Raw genomic sequence first — 21,109 nt, 5'->3', positions numbered from 1 at the left:
CGCCGGTCCTTCACAGGTAATGCTCGCCGGGAACGACGAGGGGGATGCCGCTGATCGCGCGAGCGGCTTGCATCCCGCTCATCACCGCGGATTCCACGCAGGTGGTGTTGAGGCCGGTACGAAGATGGCACCCGGCCAGCACGAGATTGTCGAAGCCCGATCCGTCGGCGGTCAGCCGATAGGCGACCTCGCCCGCCGCGGCCCCGACGCAGCATTCCGCGGGGTCGATATTGGCGCGGATATAGGTTTGCTGGGTCGAGAGGGGTTGCGGCTCGCGCAGACACCAATTCGTCGTCGCGTTGGCGGCGATCCAGTCGTCGAACCGGGCCGTCACGTCGGCGAGCGCCTCGGCCTGCACATTGGCGGTGGCGGGGGCACGGAAGGCGTCGGTGCCATAGGCGCCGCAGAAGTAATGGATCGAACCGTGGCCGCCTTCGAGCGGCATCAGCTGGCTCATATCCGCCCAGATGTCGAACGGGCCGGGACCCGCCACGGTCGCCGGTTGCCGATCCCAGCCCAAGGCGTGCGTATCGGTCGGCAGCCAGACCTGCGCGGCGAGGGTCGGCACGAGGCCGATATTGGCGCACATGTCCGCGAAGGGACCGCCCTCGTCGATCAGTTCCTGAGCGAGGCTTGGTTCCGTGTCGTTCACGGGCTTGTAGCCGCCCATCGCGATCCCGAGGATCACCCGGTCGAAATCGCGCCCGCGGCGCAGCTCGATCTTCTCTGTCTTGTAGGGCGGCGACCAGTGGTTCTCGAAATCGACCCCGGCATCGCGCAGGGCCTCGCCGTCTTCGAGCTGGTCCCAGTAGGGCTCCGAAGGCCAGGTCGGCACGCCGTCGATCACCTTCGTCGCGATATATTCGTCCTTGGGACGCGCCTGTCGGGCGAGCGTGATACGGTTGACTGAGGTCCGCGCCGCATCGAGATGCAGGCCGGTCGTCTTGTGGAAGAAGTTGATCTTCACCCCGCGCGCGCGCAGCACGTCGTACAAGGGAGCCACCACGGCTTCGCCCATGCCGGCCTTGACCGTGAACATCACCGACTCCTTGTAGGTGGTCACGATGCGCAGGATGACGCGCAGCGCGGTGCCGGTGCCGACGGAGGGTCGATCATGGTCACCTTCGAGATACCAGAAACAGCAATCGTAGATCGCGCGCACGACCGACGTCGTGTCCACCAACTCGGCATCGGCCCCGTGGGATTTCAGCCAGTCGCGGAACTCGATCGCGTTGAGGTCGTCGAGGCTCTTGCGCCGGATCAGCAGGTCGCAGACCGCCCCCGCCGCTAAGGCGGTGCCCAGATGGAGGACGTCGGCGAACAGTCCGCCCATAGGCAGGCCGCGCTGGCGGTGCGGGCGGAACCTGTCGCGCAGATCGGCAAGGTCGTCATGGGCGTGTTGGTCGGGACAGGCGCCGTTGCCCAAGACCTCGCGCACGTGACCGAACTTGTGATGCTCACGCGCGACGGCCGCGTGGTCGGGATCGTCGTCGTCGCGCAAGGCACCGTGCATCAGGTCCTTCAGCAGCGAGGCGAGCTGCGTGATCATGCCACGAACGGACAACTGGACATGGCCCGATCCGCGCGTGTCGCAATTGTTCGGCCACTCGACGTTCCAGAACCCCCACTCCCCATCCTCCTGACAAGTCCAGAGCGGGGTGAAGTCCTGAGGCTGGAAGGCGTCGAGCCCGGTCTCGAACGGACAGTCGGCCGGGCGGTCCTCCCACTCCGCGTAGATGTCGCGCAGCAGGGCCCAGGCGTTGTCGTAGCATCCGAACCAGAAATGCAGGCCGTGTTCGAGGATGCGGTTGCGCGCGTCCCGCCCCGTGGCGCACTTGCCGCCCAGCCGCCAACCCATCTGCCAGATCTCGACCTCGTAGCGACGACGCAGGCGTGGTGTGGCGCTGAGATGCCACGCGGCGGTCAGCGCTCCGAACCCGCCGCCGAGGATCGCGATCTTCTCCCGCATGGATCGTCCTCCCTGATCGCGATGCCCTAAGGCCCGAAGCGCGTCGACAGGGTGTCGGGGCCGGGGACACCGAAGATCGAGGCGAGCCGGGTCGACTTTTGCAGCAGGCGCGCCGAGGGATCGGTGCGTTTTCGCACAGTCGCGTCATAGTAGGTGGCGGCGGGGCGGGCGATCGGCACCTTGCGTGAGAAGCGCCGCAGGATCCTGGCCGCCTCGCGTGCTTGCGGCATCCAGCCTTCGGATACGCACAGACCCGCCGTCCAAGCCAGAGGCGTCGCGAGATGCCAGGCGGCAGGCGGCCGTTCGCGGGCGAGACGCAGTACTTTATCCACATGCTCTTGCGCATCGGCAGCGTCGCCTTTGCGCGAGGCGATGACGGCGAGCGCGGCGTGGGTCAGCAGACGCTCGGCGGAATTGAGTTGCGGATGGTCGACAAGCCCGGCCAGAACGGAGCCGCTCTCGTCAGGGATTGGCGAATCGGCATCGAGCGCCGCCCCGACCCGCGCGGTCTGAACCCAGACCCGGATCTGCGCGCTCGCGCGGCGGTCGATGCCTTGGACCAGTGAGATCAGGTCGGGATCTTCAGGTCGGAGTGCGCCGCGCGCAAGGCGCATGTGCAGATGTGTCGCGAAGGCTTGCCGCCAGCGGCCCAGCGCGCCGATGCGGTCGTAGAGCGTCATGGCCCGCCTTGCCGCCGCGTCAGCGGTCTGCCAATCGCCGCGACCGGCATGCAGGACCTGTGAGACCAGCGCGGCGAAGGCGCGGTCGGCGTCCTCTCCGCGCTCCTCCGCTGTGTCCCGCGCGCGACCGTCATAGTAGTCGGCCAACGGCGCGAGGCTGGACGTTTCGAACCCGATGGAGAGCGCTGCATACCCGGCGACCATTTCGGGCACCCGTCCGATGCGCTCGGCCAGGTTCAGCGATTGCAAGGTGTGCAGCAGGACATCGCCCAAGCGCCCGTCGAAATAGTAGATCTCGGCCAGGTTCTTGTGCGCCATCGCCGCGATGTCGCCCTGTCGGATGTTGGCCGGGCGGGGGGAACCGACCCGATGGCGGATCTGCCGCGCGAGAGCACCAACCAAGGCTCCGGCCTGACGCACTTGGCTGCGGGGCCGGGGATGGCCGATGCAGTCCAGCAGATCGAGAAGACGGCTCTCGGCAAGCCGCAGCTCGACCGCCTCGAGGGCGGCGAAACCCTCGATCATCAAGAGGTCGGCGTGCATATCGGGCGGCAGCGACGATCCCGTGCGCCCGGCGATCGCGCGCGCAGCCGCGGCATGCGACATGGCGGCGTCATGCGCGAAGAGAGCGGCAGCCTCCCGCGCGAGTTGCGCATGGCAAGCGCTCGCCTCGCGCGGTCGATCGGCGCCGGCCCAATGGCGCGCCGCCGAGGCAAGGTCGTCCGTCTCCGCCAGCATCAGGTGCAGCTTGCGGCGATCCTCGTAAGGCAGCGCGGAATAGGAGACGTCGCGCACGAGGTCCGAGGCGAAGCGGAACCCGTCAGCGGTCTCTTCGAGCAGACCATCTTGCACGAGAGTCCGGGCGGTCGCGGTCGGGTCCGCGCCAGGGCCCAGGTCGAATAGGACACGCGCCTGCACGTCGTTCCCGATCACGGCCGCGACGGACAGCATCTGCCGCGACTCCGCCGACAGCCGATCGAGGCGACCCGTCGTCAGATCGCCGAGCGTTCCGGCCACCCTGGGATCGGTGTCGCTTTCGAGCATCCCGGTGGTGGGCAGGCGCAGTGCGCCACCGCTGACGGACAATTCGCCCGAGCGGTTGAGCGCGATCGACAGCTCCTTGAGGTAGAGCGGGTTTCCGCCGCTGCGCTTGTGAAGTTCGACCAGCGTGTCGCGTTCGCATCGCGGAGAACCGAGCGTCTGCGAGACAAGTCTGTCTGAGGCGTCGAGGTCCAGTGGCGACAGGCGGATGGCGTCCTCCCCGACAGCGCCTGTTTCATCCGTTCGGTAGGTCAATGCAGCGGAGACGCCGCGCGCCACGAGCGCGTCGAGCACGATCCGCGAGGCGGCGTCGAGCTGATGGGCATCGTCGATCAGGATGAGCGCATGTCGCCCCTCGGCCCATTGGGACAGGACCCGCGTCAGGGCCTTCTCGATGCGGACCGATCGGCTTTCGGCGGTACCGGACGCCGTGTCGATCGCTGGGAACAGGCCCTTGAGCGGGTCGAGCGTAGCGAGCAGGCCAGCCGCCTCGGCGGGCAGATCCGGCTTTATGCTCGCATCATCCAGCACCGAGGCCGCGAGACGGGCGGCGGCGTCGAACGGGTTGTCCGTGCCGTCGGGTCGCAGGACCGGTTCGAGTACGGACCAGCCGTCTTCGCGCGCCCGCTGACCGAGGGCGCGCAGTTGGTGCGTACGACCGATCCCCCGCGGGCCCGTGATCCCTATCTCGCCCGGACACCCGCGCTCGAGCCAGGCCGCCAGGCCTTCGCAAAGCTCGCGCTCGCCACGGGCGGGCTGGCTGTCGAGCGACATCACGTCGATCGGCCGGACCCAACCCTTGACATCGATTGGACGGGGCGGGCGCAAGGGGGCATCGTCCGCGCGCTCGGCCGTCGCCATGTCCACCAGGGGCATACGCTCGGCCCGTTCCATCAGCCGCGTCGCCAAGGCGCTCGGGCTGCCGATGGCCGAGACGGTCCAGCTCTCGTCGTGCCCATGCGCGGTCAGGAACATTCGGCCGCTTGCCACGCCGATGGCGCAGCCCAGTTCCGCCGCGATCGCACCCGCGGCCTGCAGCGCACGGCTCTCGCGTCCTGCCGGACCGAGCGGCGGCAGGCCGAAAAGGACGTGGAAGACGATGCCCTTGCGCTCACTGAGCATGTTGACGGCGATTCCGCCCCAGATCGCGCAGATTTCGAGCGCGCGATCGAGTGCGGGCCCGGTTCCCCCGCAGGCGTCCGACAGGTTGCACGACAGGACGGTGACATCGCGGAAGCCGCTTCGCTCCCGCGTGCCCCACATCCGTGCCCAGCTTCGGGCCAAGGGCGTCCTGTCGTGACGCGGGCGAACCGGAAGGGGATCGCCGGGCACGCCCGATCCGCCGATGCGATCCACCGTGCGGCCCGGCATCGCCTGACCGTTCAGGCGCGCGGCCTCCGCCACGGCGGAACCTTCGGCCAACCACAGCTCGGACCCGTCGGCCCCAGTATGGCATATCAGATCGACGCCTCCGCGCGCCAGGCTGATCCGGCACGTCAGCGGCGCGGTCAGCGCGGCATGTGCGGCAGCTGTGGCGGAGCGGGCGGCCTCCGCATCCCCTTGCCACAGCGCGAGGATCGCATCGCCCGCGAAACCGATGATCTTGCCGTCATGCGCCTCGACCGCTCCGATGACGGCATCGAAGTAGCGTGCCATCGCGGCGGAGAGCTCCTCCGCCCCGCGGGGGCCCTTCGCGTCCAACTGCGCGGCCAAGGTGGAGAATCCGACAAGATCTGCCTGCATCACGATCGCATCGCGATAGGTGGCGACCTTGCCGTCGCGCGTCCGATCAGCCTTGGTAGCGGCGTCCCACATGAAATGTCTGTCCCGAACGGCACCGGATGTCCCGCCCGGCCCTTCGGCGAAATCTTGCCGATAGGCGGCCGGATTGCAAATCTCATCGGAACCCGACGTCACCTTGTCATCGCATCTGTGGCGATTATGACTGCCCTGCCTTGGGAGGAGATCAAGCGATGACCGATTTCAGCGCAACGCGGGCCCGGTTCGCCCTGCCGGCCGATCTCATCTATCTCGACGGCAATTCCCTCGGCCCCGTGCCGCGCGCCGCTACCGAGCGCGTGTCGGGCGCGATTTCGGACGAATGGGGCAGGATGCTGATCGGCGGGTGGGTTCAGGCAGGCTGGATGGATCAACCCATGCGTCTTGGCGACCGGATCGGTCGACTGATCGGAGCGGAGCCGGGACAGGTCGTGCTGGGCGACACGCTCTCCATCAAACTCTACCAAGCGCTGGCGGCGGCGCTTGCGCAGACGTCGCGGCGGGTGGTCCTGACCGATACGGGGAATTTTCCATCCGATCTCTACATGGCCGAAGGGCTGATGCGGACGCTCGATGCCGGTCACGAACTGCGCCGCGTCGCGCCCGAGGAGGTTGAGGTGGCGCTGACCGATGAGGTCGGCGTGCTGATGCTCACCGAGTGCGACTACCGGACCGGACGCCTGCACGACATGGCTGCGCTGACCGCCCGCGCGCACGAGGTCGGCGCCCTGACGATCTGGGATCTGGCCCATTCGGCCGGTGCCCTCCCCATCAACCTTGCAGGTGCGCGGGCGGACTATGCCGTGGGATGCACTTACAAATATCTCAATGGCGGACCGGGAGCGCCCGCGTTCATCTATGTCTCTCCACGGCACTCCGACCGCGCATTGCCCGCGCTGAGTGGTTGGCTGGGCCATGACGCGCCGTTCGATTTTTCGCCCGATTACGTAGCCGGGCAGGGCGTCTCGAGGATGCGGGTCGGCACACCGCCGGTACTGCAGATGGCCGCACTCGACGCGGCGCTCGACATCTGGGAGGGGGTCGACATGCAGGCCCTCCGCCGCCGGTCGATCGAATTGTCCGAGCTTTTCATCCAGACCGTCGAGGCGGGAACCGATCTGGAACTCGCGAGCCCGCGCGATGCGTCCCGGCGTGGCTCCCATGTCAGCTTCAGGCACGACAGCGGATATGCCGTGATGCAGGCGCTGATCGCGCGCGGCGTGGTCGGGGATTTCCGCGCGCCCGATATCCTGCGGTTCGGCATCACGCCGCTCTTCCTCGACGAGGGCGATATCCGCAAGGCAGCGGACACGCTGATCGACATCCTCGCGACGGGGGCGTGGGACCGGCCGGAATTCCACAGGCGCAAGGCCGTTACCTGACACTTGCCCGTCCGGCCCGCGGACGGCAAGGTGCCGCCATGAGATACCTCCTTCCCTTTCTGATGGTCCTGCCGCTTCACGCACAGGATTTCGGTCCCGTGAGCGACGGCGATTATGTCGAGACCGATCCGGCCCTCGTGGCGCTGGGACGCGACTTGTTCTGGGATCCGATCCTGTCGGGCAATCGCAACATTTCCTGCGGGACCTGCCACCATCCGCGCTTCGGCACCGGGGACGGGCTGTCGCTGGGGCTGGGGGAGGGCGGCATCGGGCTGGGGCCGGACCGGCGTGCCGACGATGCCAACCTGCCCGAGCAGTTGATCCCGCGGAACGCGCCCGCGCTCTTCAACCTCGGCGCGCGCCAGTTCACCGTGATGTTCCACGACGGGCGGCTGGAGGCCGATCCATCGCGGCCATCCGGTCTGCGCACGCCGATCGAGGACGACATGGTCGCGGGCTTTTCCGGCGTGTTGTCCGCACAGACCATGTTTCCCGTGCTCAGCCCCGACGAGATGGCGGGTCACTACGCCGAGAACGAGATCGCCCAAGCGGTCCGGCAAGGCTTCATCACGGGCGAGGGCGGAGCGTGGAGCCTGCTGACGGCCCGCGTCGCGGCCATTCCGTCCTATGCGAACCGGTTTGCCGCCGCGATGCCCGAGCTTGCCGATCGCCCGCTCGATTTCACCGACATCTCGGACGCGATCGCGGAATTCGTCGCCTTCGAGTGGCGGTCGGATGACAGCGCGTTCGATGCCTGGCTGACCGGCGCGCCCTTGCCGGCGGAGGCCGACTTCGGACGGGAGCTTTTCTACGGAGAGGCGGGGTGCTCGGACTGCCACTCTGGGCCGTTCCAGACCGATCACGGATTTCACGCGCTGGGCGTGCCACAAGCGGGGCCGGGCAAGGCGGCCCGGTTCGAGAGCCATAACCGCGACGAGGGGCGGGGCCGCGTGACGGGCCGTGCCGAGGATGCCTATGCCTTCCGCACGCCATCGCTGCGCAATGTCGCGCTGACGGCACCCTACGGGCATAGCGGCGCCTTCGCGACGCTGGAGGGGATCGTCCGCCACCACCTCGATCCGGCGGATCGTGGCGACGCGCCGGTGCTGGTGGCGGGCTTCACGGCCACCGAACTGTCGGACGTGGATCGCGAGATCCTGCGTGAAGCCGCGCGTCGGGACGATCTGCCCCGGCTCGACGATGCTCAAGTCGCCGCGATCGTCGCGTTTCTCGAATCGCTGACCGGGGCAAGCGCGACCTCGGGTCGGCTTGGTATCCCGGAGAGTGTCCCGAGCGGTTTGCCCGTCGACCGCTAGCGCGTGATGCGGTGCACCGCGCCCGAGCTCAGCTCGCGCCAGTCGGAGATCGCGCCGTCCGGCCAATGCATGCGCATCTCGGCCGCCTCATGGCGGCCCAGCCCGAAATGGTGGGGCAGGGCCTGCCCCCCGCCATGACCGCCGCCGACCGTGATCTCGCGCCAATAGGTGCGGCCGGGGGTGCGCAGCTCGATCCAGCCGCCGACGGCGCGGGCATTGCCGCCGGGCTGTCGCGGATCGACGGCCAGCCAGTGGCCTGTCCCCACGCTGGTATTGCGATAAAGCTCGACCGGCGCGCGGCGGTTCACCACGACGATGTCGAGCATACCGTCCGCGTTGAGGTCGGCCAGGGCGGCGCCGCGACCGCGCGCCATGCTCGCCAGCCCGGCGCTCTCCCCTTGTTCCGCGAAGGTGCCGTCGTCCCGACCCATCAGCAGATTGTTGGGATCTCGCATCGCGGCGTCGGGCATCTGGTCGACATTGCCCTTGGCGATGAACAGGTCGTCGCGACCGTCATTGTCGATGTCGCCGAACTCCGCGTGCCAGCCGGTCGAGGGCCTGCCGTCGCCGCCCGTATAGGGGCGTTGCGAGGCCGTGCCGGTGGCGAAGGGGGCATCGCCCCAGCGCGCGCCGCCCTCGTTGATCTGCAGTCGCTGGTCACCCATCGAGGTCAGCATGATTTCCTGTGTACCGTCGCCATCCAGGTCACGGCTGGCGATGCCCATGCCCCACAGCATGTGCCGCTGCCACCCGTCCGCTTCGGTCAGCAGGCGTGGCTCGGCCTCCAGCGTCCACATCTGCTCGGCCCCTTCGCGCACGTAGTAGTGGCGGTCATTCGACAGGCGCAGCATGGGGGTGCCCGAGCGGACGGGATCGGAAATCAGCATCGAGAGCGGACAGAACCCCGGATCGAGCTGCAGCGGGGCCGCCCAGCCCTCGGCATCGGGGCGATAGAGGAAGTTGGAGTCGCAGGTTCCGAATGGGCCATCGGGGTCCGACCGGTCGACATAATTCCCGATCGCGAGGGTGGGGAACCCGTTGCCTTCCCAAGTCGCCGAGAACGCCGTGCTCCACCTGTCGGCAGTATCGAACGTCCAGGGCGCGGGTGCGAAGCCGCAGTCCGCATCGCCTTCCAGCAGAATGTTCTCTCCGGCCCGCATCACGGCCAGATCGATATGCCCGTCCGCGTCGATGTCGAGCGGCCAAGCGCCGGTGACACCGACGATGCCGGTCGGCTCGGCTTCGAACAAGAGGGCGCCGCCCGGTTCGGAGCGGTTGCGGGCGAGCGTCGCGGGATCGGCACCTCCGGCCAGGAACAGGTCGGGCCGCGTGTCCCCGTCGCAATCCATGACCGCCACGCCACCGCCGACGAAGTGCTCCCAGCCGCCGGTATAGTCGTGGCTCCATCCCTGTGTCGGCGCGTCGTCGACGAAGGAAGGCTGGGCGCTCGCCGATGCCGCCGCGCATAGCAAGGGCAGGACGCTACGCATGGATCACCTCTCCGGACAGCAGCCGCTGCGACAGGCGGTCGAGCGCGTATGCCGCCGCACCCTTGGCCCAGAGCTGATCTTCCCACTTGTGCACGCGGAACTCGACGGGCTTCTCGCCGAGGTCGAGCGTGTTCGCCTCGATCTGCTGGCGGACCTCGTCTCCATAGAGGTAGTCATAGCGCAACTGCTCGCCCGAAAGGATCACCAGTTCGGGGTCGAAGATGTTGACGATATTCGCGAGCCCCACGGCAAAGAGACGCGCGGCCCGGCGGAAGATCGACCGCGCGGCCAGGTTGCCCGCCTTCGCCTCGGCGAAGAGCTGGTCGAGCCGGTCGGGGTCGGCGCGCGGCACATGGGGCAGGGCCATCTCCGCCTCGCGCAGCAGCGCGTAATCGGCGACATAGGCTTCGAGACACCCGCGCTGGCCGCAGCGGCACAGGGCGCCCTCGGGCTGTATCTTCATGTGGCCGAACTCCACGCCCCGTCCGCGCGCACCATGATAGAGCCGGTTGTCGAGCACGATGCCCATGCCGACACCCTGTTCGATCGTCACGACGATGAAGTCCTTGCGCGTTCGCCCGACGCCGAACCACAGCTCAGCCAGCGCCAGAAGGTTGGCGTCGTTGTCGATCTCGACCGGGCAGCCGAGCTCCGCCTGCGCGAGGTCGCGCAAGGGAACCTGCCTGCGAGCGAGGAGCGGCGACCAATGGACCAATCCAAGTTGCGCATCGACGAAGCCTGGCACGCCGATGCCGATGGCGGAGATCGCCTCCCGCGTCAGTCCCGCCTCGGCCAGCCCCTTGTCGAGCACCTGGGCGAGGAGTGCGACGACGCTGTCGGCATCCGAGAACTGGGTCTTGTGGGTGACGCGCGTCTCGACGATCTGGCGTCCCTGGAAATCGAGGAGAACGAGCGTGGTGAGACGATCGCCCAGCTTCACACCGGCGACGACATGCGCGGGTCCCTTTAGCTGCAGCGCCACCCGCGGTCGGCCGCGCGCGGGCCCTGCGGCGGGAGCATCTGCGACCTCCTCGATCAGACCGCGGGCGATCAGGTCGGCAGTGAGGGTGGTGACGGTCGCCGGGCTGATCCCGAGCGCACGCGCGATCTCGACCCGCGCGACCTGGCCGCGGGCGCGGATTTGCTGGAAGATCAGCTCCGTCGCGGAGTGTGCCGCGCCAGTCGTGCTGAAACCGCTTGGTCCGTATCCTATGCCCAGTTCCACGCCTTTTATTCACCTCCCTAAATTTAAACCGCTTTGAATTATCGTGCTGCACCTGCGAAAAGCAGGTGGTCGGGTGTTTGTCTTGTCCGACGCTGCATTTTATGGCGAAATTCGTCAAATATTTTTTGACATGCGAATTTAATGACGCAATGCTCTCGTCACGTACCGGAAGCTCGCGAATCGTGGGCTATCGGACCAATAGGGAGAAAGACATGAAAATCACGAACATCGTCGCAGCAGCGGCCGTCGCAGCCGCTGGCTTCGCGACCCCGACCCTCGCACAGGATCTCACCGTCGGCGTCAGCTGGTCGAACTTCCAGGAAGAGCGTTGGAAGACCGACGAGGCCGCGATCGTTGCCGCTCTCGAGGAAGCCGGGGCCGAGTACATCTCCGCCGACGCGCAGTCCTCGTCCTCCAAGCAGCTCTCCGACATCGAGTCGCTGATCGCACAGGGCGCGGACGCGCTGATCATCCTCGCGCAGGATGCGTCGGCCATCGGCCCGGCAGTCCAGCAGGCCGCGGACGAGGGCATTCCGGTCGTCGCCTATGACCGTCTGATCGCCGATCCCCGCGCGTTCTACCTGACCTTCGACAATGTCGAAGTGGGTCGGATGCAGGCGCGTGCCGTGCTGGAGGCGCAGCCCGAGGGCAACTATGTCATGATCAAGGGCTCGCCCACCGACCCTAACGCGGACTTCCTGCGCGGCGGTCAGCAGGAGGTCCTGCAGGAGGCGATCGACAGCGGCGCGATCACCATCGTCGGCGAAGCCTACACCGATGGCTGGCTGCCCGCGAACGCCCAGCGCAACATGGAGCAGATCCTGACCGCACAGGACAACGAGGTCGATGCAGTCGTCGCCTCCAATGACGGCACCGCCGGCGGCGTCGTCGCGGCCCTGACCGCACAGGGCATGGAAGGCATCCCCGTGTCCGGCCAGGACGGCGACCACGCCGCCCTGAACCGCGTCGCGATGGGCACCCAGACCGTCTCGGTCTGGAAGGACGCGCGCGACCTGGGCGCAGCGGCGGCCGAAATCGCGGTCAGCCTCGCCGGCGGCACTGAGATGGCGGACGTGGAAGGCGCCGAGATGTGGACCTCGCCCGACGGCATCGAGATGTATGCCGAGTTCCTGGAGCCGATCCCGGTGACGCAGGAAAATCTGGGCACCGTCGTCGATGCGGGCTGGATCGAGAAAGAGGCGCTCTGCCAGAACGTGGCAGCGGGCACCGTCGCGGCCTGCGACTGATCCCGACCCTCTGACCATCCTGGTCGGCCCCCCTCCACGCGTGGGGGGCCGATCGCGCGCATCCGGGGCGGACAGGCCCCGGCGGCCTTGCGGCGGCCATAGCCACGCGGCCACTCCATCCGACACCTGAACTCACGGGACACCACCAGATGAGCCAGACCGGCACCTCCGATTCCCAAACCAGCCCCTCCGCCGTACCGGCGCCGACCGGCTTCGCCGCGCTGGGCCTCGACATGCGACTTCTCGGAATGATCGGCGCGCTGCTGGTCATCTGGGTGGGTTTCGCCCTGTTTACCGAATGGCGATTCCTGACGCCGCGCAACATCTTCAACCTGACGATCCAGACGGTTTCGGTCGCGCTGATGGCGACCGGCATGGTCTTCGTCATCGTGACGCGCCATATCGACCTCAGCGTCGGGTCTTTGCTGGCTGTCTGCTCCGCCGCGATGGCGATGCTGCAGACGCAGTTCCTGCCCGATCTGCTGGGCCTCGGCTCGCCGCTGATCTGGATCCTCGCAGTACTCGCGGGGCTGGTCGTCGGCACGACGATCGGCGCTTTCCAAGGCTGGATGGTCGGCTATCTCGCCATCCCGTCCTTCATCGTCACGCTCGGTGGCCTGCTGATCTGGCGCAACGTCGCCTGGTACCTCACGAACGGGCAGACCATCGGCCCGCTCGATCCGACCTTCTCGATCTTCGGCGGCATCAACGGCACGCTGGGCGAGGGGTGGAGCTGGATCGTCGGCCTCGGCCTGACCGTCGCGGCGCTGGTGCTGCTGGTGCAGTCGCGCCGCAACAAGGCCGCGCATGGCTTCCCGGTGAAACCGATCTGGGCGGAGGCCGCGCTAGGCGCGATCTTCACGGTCGTCATCCTCGGCTTCATCCTGATCCTCAACAGCTATTCCATTCCGTCCCGCCGACTGGAGCGCCAGTTCGAGGCGCGCGGCGAGGTCATGCCCGAGGGGCTGGAGATGGGCTATGGCCTGCCGGTCTCGGTGTTGCTGCTGATCGTCGTCGCCATCATCATGACGGTCGTGGCGCGTCGGACGCGGCTGGGCCGCTACATCTTCGCGACCGGAGGCAACCCTGACGCGGCAGAGCTGTCGGGCATCAACACCAAGCTGCTGACCGTCAAGGTCTTCGCCATCATGGGCGCGCTCTGTGCGATTTCGGCAGTCGTCGCCTCGGCGCGTCTGACGAACCATTCCAACGATATCGGCACGCTCGACGAATTGCGCGTCATCGCCGCCGCCGTGATCGGGGGCACCGCGCTGTCGGGCGGGCTCGGCACGATCTACGGGGCGATCCTGGGGGCGCTCATCATGCAGTCGCTGCAATCGGGCATGGCCATGGTCGGCGTGGATGCGCCGCTGCAGAACATCGTCGTCGGGGCCGTGCTGGTGCTCGCCGTGCTCGTCGACATCGTCTACCGCCGCCGCGCTGGCATCTGAGGGAGGACAGACTCATGAAAACCGGAACCCCTCTCGTCGAGATGCGCAATATCTCCATCGCCTTTGGCGGTGTCCAGGCGGTCGACGACGTGTCCATCGATGTTCATCCCGGCGAAGTGGTCGGCCTGCTCGGCCACAACGGCGCGGGCAAGTCGACGCTCATCAAGATCCTGTCCGGCGCCTACCGCGCGGATTCGGGCGAGATCCTGATCAACGGAGAGAAGGTCGATATCCACAGTCCGCGCGACGCGCGCGACAACAATATCGAGACGATCTACCAGACCCTCGCGCTTGCCGACAATCTCGACGCGGCCTCGAACCTGTTCTTGGGGCGCGAGATCACCAATGCGCTCGGCCTCGTGAACGATGACGCGATGGAGGCGGAGACGCGCAAGATCATGGCGCGGCTCAACCCCAACTTCCGCAAGTTTTCGGCGCCCGTTTCGGCCCTGTCAGGCGGCCAGCGGCAATCCGTCGCCATCGCCCGCGCGGTCTACTTCAACGCCAAGATCCTGATCATGGACGAGCCGACCGCAGCGCTCGGCGTGCATGAGACGCAGATGGTCGCCGATCTGATCAAGGAATTGAAGGAGCAGGGCCTCGGCATCTTCCTCATCAGCCATGACACGCGCGAGATGCTGGAGCTTTGCGACCGCGTCTCGGTGATGAAGAACGGACAGCTCGTCGGGACCGAGCGTGTGGAGGACGTGACCGAGGACGATATCCTCGGCATGATCATCATGGGCAAGAAGCCGGAGCGGGCCGCCTGATGTATCTCGGTCTCGATCTGGGAACGTCCGGGCTCAAGGGCCTGCTGATCGACGGTGATCAGGCGGTCGTCGGGCAGGCCACCGTCCCGCTCACCGTCGATCGGCCCCGCTCGGGCTGGTCGGAGCAATCTCCCGCGGCCTGGATCAGCGCGGTTGCGTCGGTCTTCGATGCGCTGGCCGCCCAGCATGACCTGTCGCGGGTCCGGGGCATCGGCTTGTCGGGACAGATGCATGGCGCGACGCTGCTCGACGCGTCCGACGAGGTGCTGCGCCCGTGCATCCTGTGGAACGACACCCGTGCGCACGAGGAAGCGGCGGCGCTCGACGCCGATCCCAAATTCCGGGCGATCACCGGCAATATAGTCTTCCCCGGGTTCACCGCGCCGAAGCTCGCATGGGTCGCGAAACACGAACCGGACGTTTTCGCACGCGTGGCGAAGGTCCTGTTGCCGAAGGATTACCTGCGCCTGTGGCTGACCGGCGAACATGCCACGGACATGTCGGACGCCGCTGGAACCAGCTGGCTCGATACCGCGAAGCGCGACTGGTCCGACGATCTGCTCGCCGCGACCGGGCTGCGGCGCGACCAGATGCCGGGGCTCGTCGAAGGTTCGGCTGTGTCGGGCACGGTCCGCGCGCAGCTTTCCGCACGCTGGGGTCTGTCCTCCGATGTCGTCGTCGCGGGCGGGGGCGGGGACAATGCCGCCTCGGCGATCGGAATGGGAACGGTGCGCGCCGGACAGGCCTTCCTGTCTTTGGGCACGTCCGGCGTACTCTTCGCGGCGACCGACCGGTTCGCGCCGCAGCCCGAAACGGCCGTGCACAGCTTTTGCCACGCTGTTCCGGGGCAATGGCATCAGATGGGCGTGATCCTCGCCGCAACCGATGCGCTCAACTGGTTCGCCAGGATGTGCGGTACGGCAGCGCCCGAGCTGACCGCGACCCTGGGTGACGTGATCGCGCCAGGGCCTACGACATTCCTTCCATATCTGGGCGGAGAGCGAACGCCGCTGAACGACGCAAGCATCCGCGGCGCCTTTATGGGCATCGGTCATGCCGCCGACCGCGATGCGCTGACCCGCGCCGTGCTCGAGGGTGTTGCCTTCGCCTTCGCCGACTGTCGGGACGCCCTGGCGGCGACCGGCACCGTCCTCGAACGGGCGACCGCGATCGGGGGAGGATCGCTGTCGGAGCATTGGTTGCAGATCATGGCGAACGCGACCGGACTGTCGCTCGACATTCCGCAAGCCGGAGATTTCGGCGGCGCATTCGGTGCGGCCCGTCTGGGACTGATGGCGGCGGAGGCCGCCGGGCCCGAAATCGCGACCCCGCCGGAGATCTCCCGCAGCATCGAGCCCGATCCCGGCCTGGCGGACGCTTTCGCCGAGGGGCATGCTCGCTACCGCGAAGCCGCCCGGCTCGCCGCAGCGTTCTGATCACGGCGATCCGCTGGACATCCGCGGCTGGCGCACCGATATTCGGCGTCCGGTCAGGGGGCGGCGACTAGCATGAGTGCACGCAGGAGACGGCTCAGGGTTCTGACCCGACGCGAGTTCTGGCGCGTGGTGCGTTTCCTGACCGTCGGCGCGGGCGTCGCGCTGACCTATGCCATCCTGTTCTTGGGCGCGCGAGAACTCGGCGCCCGTTTGTGGGAGGCGAACACGATCGCCTACGCGGCCTCGGTCATGGTCCAGTATTTCGCCCATACGCTCTGGACCTTCCGCGGCAAGGTTCGCGACATGATGCAGCAGGGCCGGTTCCTCGGCGTCATCGGCTTCGGCGCGATCTTCAGCTTCGTCGCCACGACCAAGGTCGGACCTGCGTTGGACTGGCCCGACGAGGCGGCGGCCGCGCTCGTCATCTTCGGGCTGCCGGTCTTCAATTACATCCTCTACCGCTTCTGGGTGTTCCGCGGGAAGCGCTAGTTCCGGATCGAGGTGATGTCGGCCACCGCGACCTTGCGCCCGTCAGCGAGGATTAGCGCCATGCCATCGCCATCCGCTCGCGCTTCGACGACGCGCGAATGAACCGCGGGTCGGGCGATCAGGATATCGCCATCTGCGACCGGTCCGCGCAGTTCGAATGCGTAGTCGCCGTGCCGCGCCTCCAGGCCCGAGGCAAGCCTCCCCGACCAGCCTTCGCCATCGAAGGGGCCGTCGTGGACGACATCCCCCATCCCGTCGCGGACGACGAGACGCGTCGAGGGCGGCAGGTCGGCTTGGCGCCCGAAGACGATCGGTTCCCCCGAGTATCGCGCCTGTCCTTCGATCGCCACGTCCCGATCCAGCCATGCCGCGAGGGAGCCGGCATCCTGCGCGGTCAGGCTCGCCGTCAGGGCGTCGAGCTTGAGGTTCATTTCCACCTGCTGCTCGACCGAACTGAAGGTCGCCAGCTGTTCGACGAATTGCGTCGATTCCATCGGTTTGAGAGGGTCCTGGTTGCGCATCTGTGTCGTGAGCAGGGTCAGGAAGGTCTGGAAGTCGGTGCTCGTCGAGGACAGGCTTGGCGCGCTTGGCGCGCTTGGCGCACCGAAGGTCCCCGCTGGGTGGGTGGGCTGGATGTCCATGGAATCTCCCTAGATCCGCAGGTCGAGACGACCGGTCGATCTGCTATCTGCATGGCTGACGGCAATCGTTTCCACCCCATCGGAGTCGGATCGGGCGTCGTCCGTGTCGTCGAACTCCGCCTTGCCGTCATCGCGGAATTCCAGCATCGAACTGCCGAGACCTGCATCCTCTAGCCCGATCCTGATCAGGTCGGAATGGCGCCGCATCAGGTCCAGGGCGTCGTCACGCTCCGCGCTTACATTGATCTGCAGGACGCCATCCTGCCTGTCGAAGGTGATCAGCAGACGTCCCAGTTCGGGCGGATCGAGACGCAGTTCGGCATGCCCGCTCCGCCGATCGAGAGAGAGCGTCGCGACACGATCCACCACCTGCCGCGTGGCGAGCTGGGCCAGCTTCAGAGTATCCATGCCTTCGGATTTCAGGGTTGGAGCGGTTGCCGATAATCTGGTTTCGCTGACACCCGGATGTTCTGCCGATGTCGATGGAGCGAGGGCGGCATTTACGTCGCCCACGACTTGGCTCATCGCCTTGGCGGCATTGCGGCCGTGTGGACGAGTCATGGCGCCGGTCGAGATGGCGTCACCGAAAACGGCCTGCGAGAGCTGACCGGAACGGGATACTATGGAGGCGGTTTGGTCCATTGTCGAAGATGTCGAAGCCGACGTGAAAGCCACGCCCTCGGCACGTTCGGAACGATATTTCACTGGCGGGACATGCCGAAGCTCGACGCCTGGATTTTCCGATGCTCGCGGCTGACTATCGGGCATCGAGGCGCGACTGAATGCCTCCGTATCGGCCAGCGCGATGTTGCTCGCCGGAGCCGAATTCTCGACAGCGCCTTGCCGCTCTCGACCGGGCGGCTCAATTTCGGTATCGATCGATGTGGAAGCGGCGTCATGCGCCTCGTGTCTCGGTATCGCTGATCTCACCCATTCTCCGGCTGGATCGAGCGAAGGAATGCGGCCACGGGCGTGGAGATCAAGCCTTTCGGCGGCCACTTCCACAAGCCTGTTTGCGGCATCGGATGGACGTGGTCCCGCTTCGGTCCCCTCGGCTTGCTCGCCTTGAATTACCGCCGAAGGCATCGATTCCGACGCTGCGTTCTCCAGGAAGAAGCCCTCCCCGGTACGGTCGAAAGCCGCCGCAGGGCCCTGGATAATAGTAGCGTTGGCCAAGCGCGCCGCATGATCTGCCGTAGTCACAACATTTTCCATGTCCCCGTCGTTAGCGCACGAATCCTTACGATTTGTTTACGCGTCCGGGTTCATTTCTGGTTTCGAAGGAGAACGAGATGATCGACCCAATTCCGACTGCGCCTCCGAGACTTCCGCAGCAAAGCGCGCCAACACATGCGCGCGCCCAACAGCTCGCGCTAGAGTTCGAGGCCGCGTTCCTGGCCGAGATGCTCAGCCATGCAAGTTTCGGGGCACCGCGGCAGGTCGCCGGGGGAGGCGCGGGAGAGGATGCGTTCGCCTCCCTGCTCGCGCGGGAACAGGCGCGCGACTTCGCGAGCAACGGTGGCCTCGGCCTAGCCGGGAAGATCGCCGAAAGCCTGCTGCGACGCGACGAATGATGATGTCGGGCCGGTTGCACGACGTGCGGCAGCTCCTGCTGAACCAGCGGCAGGCGATCCTGCGCGGGGACTACGTGGCCGCCTGCGAGATAGGTGCAATCGAATGCTTGCTGCCGGATCTTTCTCTCGAAGATCTCGACGACGTCTCCGGACTGCTGCGACGCAATCTGGAGTTGCTGGCCATCGCCCGTGATTCCGTGGCCTCCAGTTCCATCCTTTCTCGCGACGTCATCTACGCTGCCGATGGCGGAACGGTCCCGATCGGCGCGCAGCCCCGGTTCGACCAGAAGCGTTAACGCGCGTTCATGCTGATCGAACGAAAAATTTACCGCCTGTTAAGCCGACCCACCCCATCACCGGAGTGCGATTGAAACCAATCGGCGCGCGGTAAGCGGAACGACTTGCGGCGCACACGTCAGAATGACGTTTCCCGGCCGACGGCTTGTCGGTTCATCGAAAGACGGTGCCGAATGCACCGCACAGGAGACTTACATGTCAAGCATTCTGACCAACAACAGCGCCATGGTTGCGCTGTCCACGCTGCGCAACATCAACACGAGCCTAGCACAGACCCAGAACGAGATCTCCACGGGTCTCAGGGTTTCGTCCGCCGCGGACAATGCGGCCGTCTGGTCGATCGCGCAGACCATGCGATCGGACGCCGACGGGTTCGGGGCCATCTCCGAAAGCCTCGCGCTGGGCAACTCGACCGTCGCGGTCGCGCGGCAGGCGGCAGAATCGATCACCGATCTGTTGAGCGATATCAAGAGCCAGGTGATCGCGGCGCAGGAAAGCGGCAACGACAAGACCAAGATTCAGACCGAGATTTCGGCACTGCGCGAACAGGTGACCTCGATCGTGAACGCGGCGCAGTTCCAAGGCATCAACTTGCTGAAGGGATCCGAGGCGATCAGCGTGCTGTCATCGCTCGACCGCAACGGCAACGGGGATGTGTCCGCCTCGCGCATCACCGTCAATCGCAACGATCTTTCGCAAACCCAGCAGACCGCCGGCACGACGGCCGTGACGGCCGGCGACCTGATGACGGGTACCCGGACCGGATCATCCTTCGCCGGCGATGCGACGACGCCAACCGCGCTCGTGGCCTTCACCGATGGCGGTGTCGAAGAGGGCGCGACCTACACGATCACGCTGAACGGCACGGGGACCGGATCCGCCACCGGAGGTACGCAGAGCTTCACCTACGTCGCGACCGGGAACGATACCGAATTGACGGTGTCCAGCCAGCTGAAGAGTCAGATCGACACCTACATCGCCGACAATTCGCTAAGCAACTTGAGCACCAGCCAGAACGCGACGACCGGAGAACTGACGATCAGTCTCGGCGGCGGATCGGGTGCCAACGACCTCACCGTCGACTTCGAGGAGCATGTCGGTGGTGTGCTGGCAGGCGGCCTCGCGGCTCTTGCCGACATGGACGTGACCACGGCAAGCGGGGCGCAGACCGCCCTCACCGACATCGAGGCATTGATCGATACGGCCATCGATGCCGCCGCCTCGTTCGGATCGGTCCAGGGCCGGATCGAGACACAGGCCAACTTCGTCAGCGGGCTGACCGACTGGCTGAATTCCGGCGTCGGTGCCCTGGTGGATGCGAACATGGAAGCGGCGTCCGCGCGGCTCCAGTCGCTGCAGGTCCAGCAGCAGCTGGGTGTCCAGTCGCTGTCGATCGCGAACCAGGCTCCGCAGACGATTCTGTCGCTCTTCCGCTGATACGGTCGGGAGGGCAGCCCGCCCTCCCGCCTCCCATACGGAACCCGATTGACAGGAGACCTGTAGATTGACTGCCCAGCTTGCTCACACCAGCTATACTTCCGCCCGAACGACCGTCGGCAGCCTTGCGCAGAACGAGTACGGTATCATTGCGCGGATCACAGCGCGGCTCGAAGATGCAATGGACCTCGATACGGTGACCACCGGCTATGCGCGGCTTGCCGAGGCTTTGTTCGAGAACAGGCGCCTCTGGCTGGCGCTCGCGTCCGATGTCGCACATCCTCAGAACGCGCTGCCCGCCGAATTGCGGCAGCGACTTTTTGCACTCGCAGCCTTCGTGCAGGTTCACAGCGAGCGCGTTCTGCAGGGTTCTGCAGATCCCGCCGATCTCGTAGCGATCAATCGCGACATCATGAGCGGGCTCGCAGGTGCGGACGGATCCCACGGATGAGCGGCCTCATCCTCAAACTGCGCCCTGGGGAGCGGGTCCTGATCAACGGCGCCGTCATCGAGAATGGCGATCGCAGGGCACGTCTGGGCATCTTGACACCCGGTGCCCATATCCTGCGGCTCCGCGACGCAATCCACCCGGATGACGCAACGACGCCGACCGGCCGACTCTGCTATCTGGCGCAACTGATCATCGCGGGTGAGGCGGAGCCGGAGGAAGGGCTCGCCCGTCTGTCTCAAGGCGTCGAGCAGCTGGGGCAGGTCTTCACATCGGGTGACGGTCACGTACTGCTAACCGAAGCGAAGTGGCATCTCGATTGCGGTCAGACCTACAAGGCGCTGCGCAAGCTCAAAAGCCTGATGCCGATCGAGGCGGCCCTGTTCGAGCTGTCAGCCATGCGAGCCTAGGCAAAGACGTGCAAGACGGAAGAGGCT

General features: G+C 66.5%; 18 protein-coding genes. 12 read left to right on the top strand and 6 right to left on the bottom strand.

The genetic code is table 11. The features are described from left to right. Positions 1–10: 10 nt before the first annotated feature. Positions 11–1,969, bottom strand: coding sequence for an FAD-dependent oxidoreductase (locus tag RX333_RS06480; RefSeq protein WP_316014108.1), 1,959 nt, complete (start codon positions 1,967–1,969; stop codon positions 11–13). A 26-nt stretch (positions 1,970–1,995) separates the two neighbouring features. Further along, positions 1,996–5,505 (bottom strand): AAA family ATPase, encoded by a 3,510-nt coding sequence (locus RX333_RS06475; protein WP_316014107.1) that lies wholly within the window; start codon positions 5,503–5,505, stop codon positions 1,996–1,998. 158 nt (positions 5,506–5,663) lie between these two features. Here RX333_RS06475 and kynU point away from each other — a divergent pair, with 158 nt between their 5' ends. Together kynU and RX333_RS06465 are read left to right on the top strand one after the other, a co-directional pair. Next, a complete protein-coding gene (gene kynU, locus RX333_RS06470) occupies positions 5,664–6,851 on the top strand; it encodes a kynureninase (RefSeq protein WP_316014106.1) in 1,188 nt (395 codons plus the stop codon). A 38-nt stretch (positions 6,852–6,889) separates the two neighbouring features. Next, the gene (locus RX333_RS06465) at positions 6,890–8,167 is read left to right on the top strand and encodes a cytochrome-c peroxidase (protein ID WP_316014105.1); all 1,278 of its coding nucleotides are present in this window, start codon (positions 6,890–6,892) and stop codon (positions 8,165–8,167) included. On the opposite strand, the gene RX333_RS06460 is transcribed toward RX333_RS06465, so the two are convergent. Next, positions 8,164–9,657, bottom strand: coding sequence for a CRTAC1 family protein (locus RX333_RS06460; protein WP_316014104.1), 1,494 nt, complete (start codon positions 9,655–9,657; stop codon positions 8,164–8,166). The genes RX333_RS06465 and RX333_RS06460 overlap by 4 nt on opposite strands. Next, positions 9,650–10,882, bottom strand: coding sequence for an ROK family transcriptional regulator (locus RX333_RS06455; protein ID WP_316014103.1), 1,233 nt, complete (start codon positions 10,880–10,882; stop codon positions 9,650–9,652). Before RX333_RS06455 ends, RX333_RS06460 begins: the two co-directional genes overlap by 8 nt. A 212-nt stretch (positions 10,883–11,094) precedes the next feature. On the opposite strand from RX333_RS06455, the gene xylF reads away from it, so the two are divergent. From xylF to RX333_RS06430, 5 genes are all read left to right on the top strand, one after another. After that, positions 11,095–12,129: a D-xylose ABC transporter substrate-binding protein gene (gene xylF / locus RX333_RS06450; protein ID WP_316014102.1), complete on the top strand. Its 1,035-nt coding sequence runs from the start codon at positions 11,095–11,097 to the stop codon at positions 12,127–12,129. Between the two features lie 149 nt (positions 12,130–12,278). Beyond that, the gene (locus RX333_RS06445) at positions 12,279–13,580 is read left to right on the top strand and encodes a sugar ABC transporter permease (RefSeq protein WP_316014101.1); all 1,302 of its coding nucleotides are present in this window, start codon (positions 12,279–12,281) and stop codon (positions 13,578–13,580) included. 14 nt (positions 13,581–13,594) lie between these two features. Then, positions 13,595–14,350, top strand: a complete 756-nt coding sequence (locus RX333_RS06440; protein ID WP_316014100.1) for an ATP-binding cassette domain-containing protein — start codon at positions 13,595–13,597, stop codon at positions 14,348–14,350. Beyond that, positions 14,350–15,786, top strand: coding sequence for a xylulokinase (xylB, locus tag RX333_RS06435; RefSeq protein WP_316014099.1), 1,437 nt, complete (start codon positions 14,350–14,352; stop codon positions 15,784–15,786). The genes RX333_RS06440 and xylB overlap by 1 nt, the downstream gene beginning before the upstream one ends. Positions 15,787–15,858: 72 nt before the next feature. Next, positions 15,859–16,275, top strand: a complete 417-nt coding sequence (locus tag RX333_RS06430) for a GtrA family protein (RefSeq protein ID WP_316014098.1) — start codon at positions 15,859–15,861, stop codon at positions 16,273–16,275. Here the strand turns inward: RX333_RS06430 and RX333_RS06425 are convergent. Continuing rightward, entirely contained in the window at positions 16,272–16,916 is a 645-nt protein-coding gene (locus RX333_RS06425; RefSeq protein ID WP_316014097.1) for a flagellar hook assembly protein FlgD, read from the bottom strand. The genes RX333_RS06430 and RX333_RS06425 overlap by 4 nt on opposite strands. A gap of 9 nt (positions 16,917–16,925) precedes the next feature. Further along, positions 16,926–18,131 carry a flagellar hook-length control protein FliK gene (locus tag RX333_RS06420; RefSeq protein ID WP_316014096.1) on the bottom strand — a complete coding sequence of 402 codons (1,206 nt, stop codon included), beginning with the start codon at positions 18,129–18,131 and terminating at the stop codon, positions 16,926–16,928. Positions 18,132–18,208: 77 nt separating this feature from the next. Here RX333_RS06420 and RX333_RS06415 point away from each other — a divergent pair, with 77 nt between their 5' ends. The 5 genes from RX333_RS06415 (at position 18,209) to RX333_RS06395 (ending at position 21,082) form a co-directional block, all read left to right on the top strand. Then, positions 18,209–18,490 (top strand): hypothetical protein, encoded by a 282-nt coding sequence (locus RX333_RS06415; RefSeq protein WP_316014095.1) that lies wholly within the window; start codon positions 18,209–18,211, stop codon positions 18,488–18,490. Further along, a complete protein-coding gene (locus RX333_RS06410) occupies positions 18,487–18,786 on the top strand; it encodes a hypothetical protein (protein ID WP_316014094.1) in 300 nt (99 codons plus the stop codon). Before RX333_RS06415 ends, RX333_RS06410 begins: the two co-directional genes overlap by 4 nt. A 124-nt stretch (positions 18,787–18,910) precedes the next feature. Next, entirely contained in the window at positions 18,911–20,224 is a 1,314-nt protein-coding gene (locus RX333_RS06405; protein ID WP_316014093.1) for a flagellin, read from the top strand. 67 nt (positions 20,225–20,291) lie between these two features. Then, a complete protein-coding gene (flaF, locus tag RX333_RS06400) occupies positions 20,292–20,675 on the top strand; it encodes a flagellar biosynthesis regulator FlaF (RefSeq protein ID WP_316014092.1) in 384 nt (127 codons plus the stop codon). Then, positions 20,672–21,082: a flagellar biosynthesis repressor FlbT gene (locus RX333_RS06395; RefSeq protein WP_316014091.1), complete on the top strand. Its 411-nt coding sequence runs from the start codon at positions 20,672–20,674 to the stop codon at positions 21,080–21,082. Before flaF ends, RX333_RS06395 begins: the two co-directional genes overlap by 4 nt. The last annotated feature ends 27 nt before the right edge of the window (positions 21,083–21,109 follow it).

The organism is Roseobacter sp. HKCCA0434, assembly GCF_032464675.1.
Lineage (GTDB): Bacteria > Pseudomonadota > Alphaproteobacteria > Rhodobacterales > Rhodobacteraceae > Pontivivens.
Note: the sequence above shows the minus strand (reverse complement) of the source record. Positions and strands in the feature narration are given on the sequence as shown.